This window comes from Candidatus Woesearchaeota archaeon (genome assembly GCA_026394965.1).
GTDB lineage: Archaea > Nanobdellota > Nanobdellia > Woesearchaeales > 0-14-0-80-44-23 > JAPLZQ01.
Window position 1 is genome coordinate 1 of the sequence record JAPLZQ010000087.1, and the last position, 6,173, is coordinate 6,173.

Here is a 6,173-nt window from a genome sequence, read left to right on the forward strand (position 1 = left end):
AGAAGGATTATGTTTACAATGTAGTTTGTGAAGACAAATATTGTTGGGCTGTAGCCGAAAATAAGCATCACAGGAATTCTCAGGAGAAATATCAGCTTGTCGCAGTAGCTTTCTTTATAAAAATAAAAAAAGTTTTTAAAATCAAAATTTTTCAAGGTTTCTGAAAGGACTAATGCTGTTGGGTAGTAGATATAATAATGCGGACCGTTGTATTTTGGGTTTTCTGCAATTATCCGGTAGAACAACGGCGCCATAATTAATCCTATGATTATTATTATGAAATAGCCGAAGTTTTTGTTATCTTCAATTATCCTTTTTAAATACTGAATCTTTGCCATTTTCAGGGTTGTTTTATCACTTCCACGAAATATGCCGTTTCTTCTATTACGCTTTCAGCAGAATTTAACACAGAATAATTGAAAGGCAGATTTTCCGGATGGTATTCCATTGCATAATCAATCTTATCCTTGTTTTCCTTATATTCACTGCGGCCTATCACTTTGTAGCAGAATCTCTTTTCAAACTTGCATAGACTTGCCATTCGCTGATAAACCGCGCTGTCCTTTGCAATTTTTTCTTCCATTACATAATCAATTAAATCCGCAAAATAATCTTGAATTAAATTTGCGTCATATGGAATATACACAACTGAATTGAACTTTATGTTTTCAGGTACAAGTTCAACTGCTCCAACAGCATATCTTAAATAATATGTTTTAAATTCACCAGAGAATGAGTTTTTGATTAAAAAACTCATGTTGATTACGCCCAGCAAAATAATTAGAACAGCAGCTGCAGTCCATAAATTTTTCTTAAATATTTTCCTTAAAATATCAGTTCCTAAAAAATAAAACATGTAAAAATAGATGAAATACATCGGAGTAAGCAGCCGCAATTCATACCGATGCCCCTTTATGTTGAAAAAGAAGAGCAGGAAAATTTCTGAACATATGAATAAATATAAGATGAACCTGTTTTTTCCCTTAATCGCATAATATGTTGCAGCAATGTAAACAAGGACTGAAAGCCATGCGGAGCTGAACTTTTTGAAGGCATAATCATTGATTTCTATTCCTCTCTTGATTATAGCATACGCAAAATGAATAATTTTAGGCATCATCCCTTCATAATATATGAGGTCAGGAGAGCCGCTCATTGTGTATCCGCGTGAAAGTTCCATATTTATCAAGCCCGGTGAAAATCCAGTGGCGATAAGTAAGTAAAGGGCTGTTCCTGCTGTGAATATTATTGCAAGCCTTTTCAGGTACTGCCATTTTTTTTCTTTTTTTGTGATTAAGAAATGTATGGCGGACATTGCGAAGAATATTGGGAAAAGTATGTAGCTTGTGTTCTTTGCCATCATCATTAGGAATATTATTATTGCAAGAGTGATGTTGTTTTTTGTGCAGTCATTGTTAAAGAGGCACAGGTATATCAGGAATAGCGCGCACAGCAGGAAGTATGTCAGGTCTATGTAGAAGCTCAGCTGGAGCTCAAGAAAGAAGTAGCTTGCCATTATGAAGAGAATGAAGAATAGCGCTGTTTTTTCCGGCTCTTCTATGTTCAGGATGTTTTCTTCTTTTGTCCTCTCAAATTTCAGCATTGCATTATAGAGAAAAAGGAGAAGGATTATGTTTACAATGTAGTTTGTGAAGACAAATAATGTCGGGCTGTATCCGAAAATCAGCATTACAGGGATTCTTAAAAGGAATATCATCTTGTCGCAGTAGCTTCCCGCATATAAATAAATTAAACTTTTGAAATCAAGGCTCTTGATTGCTTCAGCCATCAGTATTGAAGAGGTGTAATACTCATAATAATGCGGGCCGTTGAATTTTGGGTTTTCAGAAATTATTCTTAGGAAAAACGGGGCTAAAATTATCCCTATTAATGCAATAATAATATAATATGTAAGTTTATTGTTTCCCAATGCATTCTTTATCCTTTCAGTCAATCCCATTTTCTTAAAATAACTCTTTTTTTTACAGCATTTTTACAGCAAGATAATCTTCAAGATAAAAATCAATTTCCTTTCATCTTTTCCTCAAGCTTCTCAAGCATTTCTGAAGTCATCCTTGCAAGGTCATACTCATGCTTCCATCCCCAGTCTTTCCTCGCGCAGGAATCATCAATTCTCCTTGGCCAGGAGTCAGCTATCTTCTGCCTTGAGTCAGGGGCGTATTCGCACCTGAATTCAGGAATGTGCTTTTTTATCTCATCAGAAAGCTCTTTTGCAGAGAAGCTCATTGCAGCAAGATTGTAGGATGTCCTTATCTTTATCTTTGATGAATCTGCCATCATGAGTTGTATTGTCGCTCTTATCGCATCAGCCATGTACATCATGGGAAGAACAGTATCCTCTCTTACAAAGCAGGTGTATTTTTTCCTTTTTAATGCCTCATAGAAAATCTCGACTGCATAGTCAGTTGTCCCCCCTCCGGGAAGGGTTTTGTAGCTTATGAGCCCGGGGTATCTTACACTTCTTATGTCCACATTATATTTTTGGAAGTAGTAGGATGCAAGAAGCTCTCCTGAAACTTTTGTTATCCCGTACATTGTTGAGGGCTCAAGGATTGTCTTCTGGGGAGTGTTATCCCTGGGTGTTGTAGGTCCGAATGCTGCAATTGAGCTCGGCCAGAACACCTTAAGTTTGTAATCGCGTGCAAGGTCAAGCACATTTTTCAAGCCGTTCATATTGACATTCCATGCAAGCTCAGGCTCTTTTTCGCCAACAGCAGATAAAATTGAGACAAGATGGTAGATTGTTCCAATATCATATTTTTCTATTACGCTTTTCATGCTTTCCTTGTCTGACACATCCAAAATTTCAAAAGGACCCGCATTTATGAATGAGTCATCTGGCATTTTCCTGTGCACTGCTGCAATTACATTCTCATTTCCGTAAATCTTCCTGAGTTCTGGAGTTAGTTCAGAGCCTATCTGCCCTGCAGAGCCGGTAATCAGAATCCTCTTTGATTTTTCTTTTTCTTCCATTTTGCCCATCACCATTTTGTTACTGTGCTTTCAACATTTGAAACCCATCCTCTTATGGTTTCAATAATTCTCTCTTTTATCTCGCGCTTTTCAACTGGAGAATAGCTGAACTTGTATCCGCCGTTTTCAAGGTTTTCCTGAAACCGCTTTATCATCTTCTTTTCAAAAAGGCTTTTTACCGCCTTTTGTATTACTGTTCTCTCCTTTTTCAGGCGCACTGCAATTTCGCTTACGCTTAACCCTTCGGCTTTTTCATTCTCCCTTGCGATGAGGAGCATAAAAACAGAGTATTCTGTCTTATTCAGCCCAAAGCTGCATTTCAGAAGCTCATCAAAAATTATCGGTTTGCAGGCAAAGGATATCATTTTTTTGCTCTTCATTTCCTGAATGCTTCAGGATTCTTTTTTATAATCTCATCAAGCTTTGCCTTTAAGACTGGCTTAAGCATGAACCCGACAATCCTTCCAATTTCCTTGTTCTTGCTAAGAAGCACCATGCAGGGAATGCCCTGAATCCCATATGCTGCTGCAAGGGATGATTCCTCCTCTGTTGAAAGCTTTGCAAACTTAACCTTTCCCTCATAATCCTTTGATGCTTCCTCAAAAACAGGCGCCATCATCTGGCATGGCCCGCACCAGGATGCCCAGAAGTCTATGAGCACAGGCACGCTGCTGTTATTTACTTCCTTCACAAAATTCTCCTTATTCAAATGAACTAACATATTTTCTTTCCTCCATTTTTATCTGCTCAATGTCACTTTATCATACAACTGTGAATATTTTAAGCAGTAGTGCATAAGTATTACACAACTGATTAATAAGCTTGATGGTTTTGTGCGTAAAATCTCATCAGGATTTCACACCCGAGTATAGCCTATTCTTCAGAAGCGCAAATCACCCCCCCTAAAGCAATAATTGGAGCCCTTGTTTATATAATTTTTCAAAATGATTTATTAAACTTTAACAGCATAATAAAAAGCAAGAAAAATAATCTTAATAATGTTTATGGCAGAATTTTTCCCTTTCTATTTTAATAATTCACTTTTGAAATATTCATCTGCGCTCTCTGTTATTTTCTCGTGGATTTCATCCGGGCTCAAAAGAAGCGTCCTTGAAATTTCATCCTTGACTTTTGCTTTCCCTTCTTCTGTAAAATCAGATATGAGAAAAGCCTCAAGCTCTTTCACTTTTTCAGAAGCGCACTCATTATTCCTGCTGCAGTCAATTCTAATCCAGGATTCATGCTCTGATTTATGAGGTGCGCGGCTTTCGCAAAGTTTCCCGAAGAAAAATGCTGCCTTGTCCTGGTAGTCAGATGAGCTCTCATGCCCGTCAAGAATTTTTCCGTTTGTGTAAGCCCTTTCTTTCTTTGCCATTATAAGGAGTTTTCCGATTTCCCAAGGCACATCAAGGTAAAACACAAGATTAGGGCGGGGAAGCCCGAGAACATCATATTCCATATGCTCGATGAAAGATGCGCACTTCCATGCTGCGTTCTCATCTGAAAACTTTGCTGCCTGGTGCCCGAGGTTGGAAGTCGTGTACCTGTTGAGAATTCCGATGTTTCCTTTTTCCTTGAATTTCAGAAGATTCTTTTTCTCACAAAACCTGTCCAAAGCGAAATACGGAATTATAAAATAAGGGTTCATTTTTGACGAATCCCCGAATTCGCCGTTAAGGTAGCGCCCTGTAAAATCCGCAAAAACATTTTTTCCGTATTGGGGAAAATCAAGGGTGCCAACTTCAAGGGAAAGCCCTGAACTTTCTTTTATCTTGTTCAGTTCATCCATCAAAAGGGCTGTCTGCCTGGTTTTCCCAGAGCCATCGCCGCCGTCAATCACAATTATTGCGCCCTCTTTATTCAGGGAATATGAAATCAGATTTTCAAGAGCCATTTTTCATTCCTTCAATCCCTTCAAAGCCTTAAATTCCTTTTTTATTTCGGAGATATCCCTTTTGCACTTCAACTCACCTTGCGTGCAGTAAGATGAGATGCATTCAGGGCCTGCCGTTTCAAAAATAATTGGGGCTGTTTTATAGCACTCCTTAAGCATCTTTTTTGCCATGTCCCTTATTTCCCACTGCGCCCTCTCACAGGTTCTAAGCTCAAAGAAATGAAGAAGTTCTCTCGCATTCATCGTAACCATTATCCTTGTTGATGCTGCATTGGGTAAAAGATATCTTGCATCTTCAAGAAAGTAGCCCTTGTTTACTAAGTCAACATATTCATTATAGTCATTTGCGCAGTTTTCAAGGAAGAATTTTTTGTCTTCTGGATTTTCTGATATCTCCGGGGGAACAACAAAATTTATTGCAGAGGCATTTTTTGCGTAGTTGACATAGCGCTGGCTCTGCTGGGAATATGATGCAATGCGGTGCCTCACAAGCTCGTGAGAGCATGCTCTTGATATCCCATCAATCAGAAATGAATAAGAGATGTGCTCAAGAACAGAAAGGTGCCCTGAGCCAGTGACCTGAGTTATTATGCGCTCCTGCTTTTCATTAGTGAGAGACTCATCCAAATCATCAATTGACTTTCCTGAATAGCAAAGGTTTGCTGCCTTTGCAACAAGCTTCTCGCCGTTTGGGGTATACTCCTCAAGAATCACTTTAAGCTTTGCCTCAAGAGAGTTCAAGTCAAAACCCGGATTTAAAAAGTCAATTTTCTCATACTGCGCATCTGCCATTTTGCACCTCAGCGAAAAGGGCTATTACTAAGAGTTGAATTGTAGTTAATATTTTCTGAAAAAATACTTGTGCAGTGTTGCACCCCCTCTACTGATTAAACCCCAAAAGGGTATAAATACATTTCAGTAGTGCGTAATAACTTTTGTTTAACCACAATGTTTTTAAAACAAAATGCACTGGGGAATCCCTTGACTGGGGGGCTAAGCATAATGATAATAGGTATAACAGGTCCTATAGGCGCGGGAAAAGGAACAGTTGCAGAGCATCTTGTGAAAAAGGGATTCAAATACTACTCTCTTTCTGATGTGATAAGGCAGGAGCTCAAAAGCAGGAAAGAGGAGCCTTCCCGGGATAACATGATAAGGACTGGAAACGAGCTGCGCATAAGATATGGTGCAGGAGTGCTTGCTGAAAAAACCTCTGAATGGATAAAGGATGAGCAGAAATCAGGAAGAAGGGATTTAGTGGTGGACAGCATAAGAAACCCGTCTG

At 38.8% G+C, this 6,173-nt stretch carries 8 protein-coding genes; 1 reads left to right on the forward strand and 7 read right to left on the reverse strand.

The window, feature by feature from the left end:
• The 7 genes from NTV63_03750 to thyX form a co-directional block, all read right to left on the reverse strand.
• Window positions 1-338, reverse strand: a 338-nt coding sequence (locus tag NTV63_03750; protein MCX6710037.1) for a hypothetical protein, incomplete at its 3' end; no start/stop codon positions are given.
• Window positions 339-340: 2 nt separating this feature from the next.
• Entirely contained in the window at window positions 341-1,960 is a 1,620-nt protein-coding gene (locus NTV63_03755) for a hypothetical protein (protein ID MCX6710038.1), read from the reverse strand.
• Window positions 1,961-2,022: 62 nt separating this feature from the next.
• The gene (locus NTV63_03760; GenBank protein ID MCX6710039.1) at window positions 2,023-2,994 is read right to left on the reverse strand and encodes an L-threonine 3-dehydrogenase; all 972 of its coding nucleotides are present in this window, start codon (window positions 2,992-2,994) and stop codon (window positions 2,023-2,025) included.
• Between the two features lie 8 nt (window positions 2,995-3,002).
• Window positions 3,003-3,374, reverse strand: coding sequence for a hypothetical protein (locus NTV63_03765; protein ID MCX6710040.1), 372 nt, complete (start codon window positions 3,372-3,374; stop codon window positions 3,003-3,005).
• The gene (gene trxA / locus NTV63_03770) at window positions 3,371-3,715 is read right to left on the reverse strand and encodes a thioredoxin (protein MCX6710041.1); all 345 of its coding nucleotides are present in this window, start codon (window positions 3,713-3,715) and stop codon (window positions 3,371-3,373) included. Before trxA ends, NTV63_03765 begins: the two co-directional genes overlap by 4 nt.
• Before the next feature lie 303 nt (window positions 3,716-4,018).
• Window positions 4,019-4,888, reverse strand: a complete 870-nt coding sequence (locus NTV63_03775) for a hypothetical protein (GenBank protein MCX6710042.1) — start codon at window positions 4,886-4,888, stop codon at window positions 4,019-4,021.
• Window positions 4,889-4,891: 3 nt separating this feature from the next.
• Window positions 4,892-5,680 carry an FAD-dependent thymidylate synthase gene (gene thyX / locus NTV63_03780; GenBank protein MCX6710043.1) on the reverse strand — a complete coding sequence of 263 codons (789 nt, stop codon included), beginning with the start codon at window positions 5,678-5,680 and terminating at the stop codon, window positions 4,892-4,894.
• 210 nt (window positions 5,681-5,890) lie between these two features.
• On the opposite strand from thyX, the gene NTV63_03785 reads away from it, so the two are divergent.
• Window positions 5,891-6,173: AAA family ATPase (locus NTV63_03785; protein MCX6710044.1), on the forward strand; the 283-nt coding region annotated here is incomplete at its 3' end.

Bases quoted from the DNA above. Each gene is read 5' to 3' on its own strand.
- NTV63_03765 (MCX6710040.1), bottom strand. From the start codon at position 3,374: ATGAAGAGCAAAAAAATGATATCCTTTGCCTGCAAACCGATAATTTTT.
- NTV63_03755 (MCX6710038.1), bottom strand. From the start codon at position 1,960: ATGGGATTGACTGAAAGGATAAAGAATGCATTGGGAAACAATAAACTT.
- NTV63_03760 (MCX6710039.1), bottom strand. From the start codon at position 2,994: ATGGAAGAAAAAGAAAAATCAAAGAGGATTCTGATTACCGGCTCTGCA.
- NTV63_03775 (MCX6710042.1), bottom strand. From the start codon at position 4,888: ATGGCTCTTGAAAATCTGATTTCATATTCCCTGAATAAAGAGGGCGCA.
- thyX (MCX6710043.1), bottom strand. From the start codon at position 5,680: ATGGCAGATGCGCAGTATGAGAAAATTGACTTTTTAAATCCGGGTTTT.
- trxA (MCX6710041.1), bottom strand. From the start codon at position 3,715: ATGTTAGTTCATTTGAATAAGGAGAATTTTGTGAAGGAAGTAAATAAC.